Origin of the sequence: Methanosphaera sp. (assembly GCF_016282985.1) — an archaeon.
Taxonomy (GTDB): Archaea; Methanobacteriota; Methanobacteria; order Methanobacteriales; family Methanobacteriaceae; genus Methanosphaera.
In genome coordinates, this window is the sequence record NZ_JAEELZ010000050.1 from 1 (window position 1) to 3211 (window position 3211).

1 protein-coding gene is annotated in these 3211 nt (G+C 30.6%); it reads left to right on the forward strand.

Annotated features, from left to right (window positions below; genetic code table 11):
* A partial coding sequence (locus QZZ11_RS03170; protein ID WP_292473549.1) for a reverse transcriptase family protein occupies positions 1–2781 on the forward strand: 2781 nt, incomplete at its 5' end.
* Between the last annotated feature and the right edge of the window lie 430 nt (positions 2782–3211).

The window sequence follows — 3211 nt, forward strand, 5'->3', positions numbered from 1 at the left end:
AAACTTAAAATGAATAAATATAAATTAATTAAAAAGTTTGGTAATATTAACAACCTTGATGAATTTATCAGACTTACCTCATCTTTTAAGAGACTTTGCAATAGTATCAAAAAGAAATGTAATCAAATTAGGAAGGAAGAAAGACAAAAATGGATTATCATCGGATGTAAACTGGCTATTAAGAATGATCATAAAGGAACTTGGAATTGGATTAAAAAAACAGCTAAAACTGGTAAATTAAACAACGTTATTAATCAACCAGTTAAAAATTCTGAAGGAAATCTTGTTTATTCTACCGATGATCAATTGAATACCTGGTACACCCACTACAAAAATTTGGCTACCGATACTTCTCATCGTAGTTTATATAAACCCTTCTGGAATAATCCCAGCTGGAAGAGTTTTCTTCCTCTCCGTACACATGATGCATGGGATATCAACCAAGAAATTACACGTGAAGAGATCCAGAATGCTATCCAGTCTATCCCTAATTTTAAAGCATCTGGACCCGATGGAATCCCTATTGAATTCTATAAAGCAATTGTATCACAAAATAATCCAGAAGATAATTCTAACTTTGGATACAATTTTTTACATTTGCTCTTTAACAACATCTGGGATGGAGACTTTCCCTCAACCTGGAACAATGCTTCTATTGTATCTATACCAAAAAAAGGAGATCCTTCAGATTGCAATAATTACAGAGGTATTTCATTACTAAATAATGGTATTAAAATTATTTCTAAAATTGTTGCAAATAGAATTTCGGCGTATGCTATAAATCATAATTTTATTAGACCTGAACAATTTGGCTTTCGTAATAAAGAGGAATGTATAAGTTTATATATTTCTATTAGAGAAATCTGCCAAAGACAACAATTTCATAACAAAGATACTTATATTGCTTTTCTAGACCTTAAAAAAGCATACGATTCTGTTCCAATTTACAACATTCTCACTAAAATTGAAAGAATGGGTATCCGAGGAAAATGTTATAAATTCATTAAGAATTTATACAAAACCTCGAAAGCTAATGTTAGAGTGAACAACCATTACTCAGAAACATTTAACATTCAAAGAGGTGTTCGTCAGGGCTGCCCACTCTCTCCTATTTTATTTAATTTATTTATAAATGACGTTTTTCAAAACTGCGGAAAATATGGTGTTGACATTGGCGATTCAAAATGTTGTGGTGGACTTTTTGCAGACGACATTGTTTTATGTGCACCTTCAGAAAGTGATTTGACTAAAATGTTAGCTGAAGTCTCCAAATGGGCTAAAAATAATTTAATGACCTTTGGAATTAGCAAATGTGCTACAATGGTAATTCGTGCTAATAATGATGAAAACGCTAATAATGATCCCATTTTTCACATTAACAATGTTCCTATCCCTCAAACCAATTGCTATACGTACCTTGGTATACCCTTTGACAACAAACTTTCACTCAATCCCATAACCAAACATCTTAGGAATAAAGTTAGGAAAGCACTTTTTTCTATTAAAGGCTTTCTAAGGGATACAAATATCCCATTATACTATAAAAAACTTTTATTTAACTCTGTTATCATTGGTAGAATTTCATATTATGCACCCTTACTTGGTTCTAATAAAAATAGATCAAGTTTAACACAAACGCTAATCAACCAAGGATTTTATTGGATAGCTGGATTTGATAAACCTAATTCCCTAGTATCATTATACTCCATTACTAAGGAATTGAATATTCCCCCCCTCTCTGCTAAATGTGCTATCGCTCAAACTAAAAGTTTTAAGAAATGGAAAGACTCAAATTGCATTATTGGAGTATTAGTTAATAATATTCCCCCAATGCGCAACTTTTATACGTGGGCTAAAGAATCAAGAACTCTTGAAGGTAAACTCGTTAGACGTCAATTAGAAACAAACGAACAAATAAAAAACTATTATTGGGATAATGATCTTTTTAATAATTCTTCAAAAGCGAATACTTACAAAAATTATCATTTTGAATCTACTAGAGGTTATATTAAACAATCTGTCAAATATCCACATCTTTCTCGTGGCTTCCTCTGGCTTTTTAGAATTAGATGTGGATACAAGTTTAACTCTAGTGTTGCTATCGCTGCAGGTTTTGTTAATGAAAACACTCCTAAATACTGTCCTTGTTGCAAGGGTGGTACACAAACATTCACTCATTGGGTCATGGTGTGCCCAATATTTAATAACATAAGAACCATCTGTTTTGGTAATATAACTAATATTTTTGATTTTTTTAAAAAATATCAAAATGTACCCAATACTAATTTTAATCAGGAAGCTAGTTTTAGAAATGTTGAAGCAGCTAGATCTTCAACTTTAGCTATAGAAAATCGATATATTCAAAACTTAGATAGAACCCCTTTACCCTCATATAATATACATGAAATTCGATCAGTTTTCTACTTCCTTCTTGGTGGAAGAACCACGAGCAATCGTGTAATTTTTACAAATCGGGAGTGGGCCAAAATATTCAAGTGTCAAACTGACTCTGGTGAATATTCTCACGTCCCTTATATGATCAAAACCATATCTTACCTTAATATGATAATACCTATAGTTTCCGAGCGTAAATATTCGCTCTTTAATAAGTATAAACTTGATCAAACCAAGAGCGTCAAAGCTGACAATACAGTAAGACAGGCCAGCAGGGCCAATGCTACCGATAGGGACCACAATTTCTATAAGGAAGTGTGGCTATGTATTGCTTTTCTTTCGGCCATAACAACTCTTTTCTTACTGAAATTCTTTACAGGCTTTTGAAACTAATCAACTTCATCAAAACATGTATATAAAATATATGTAATAATTATGGATCTACCGAACTATTAGGACTATTCTACCTTTTGAGAATCAGATTTATCTGGTTATCTTTGAAGATACTTATGGACTGCCTTTCTTAAATTTTTAGAACTTCCTATTTCTAGTTAAATTGTTTTTTGGGAACTATAAATTCTATTCTATAATTTATCTAGTTTATTAATTTTTTCTATTATTTTATTATTACATATTATTTTAAAAAAAAAAAAAAATCACATGTATCCATTTGTTTATGTAACACACAAATGTAAAAGTATAAAATTTTAATAAAGTAATTTCATAGCCATCGGCAATAAAAAAAAAAAAAATTTTTTTTGTATATATTGATATGAAGATTTAATTTTATTACTCATTCAAAAAAATTATGCTAATT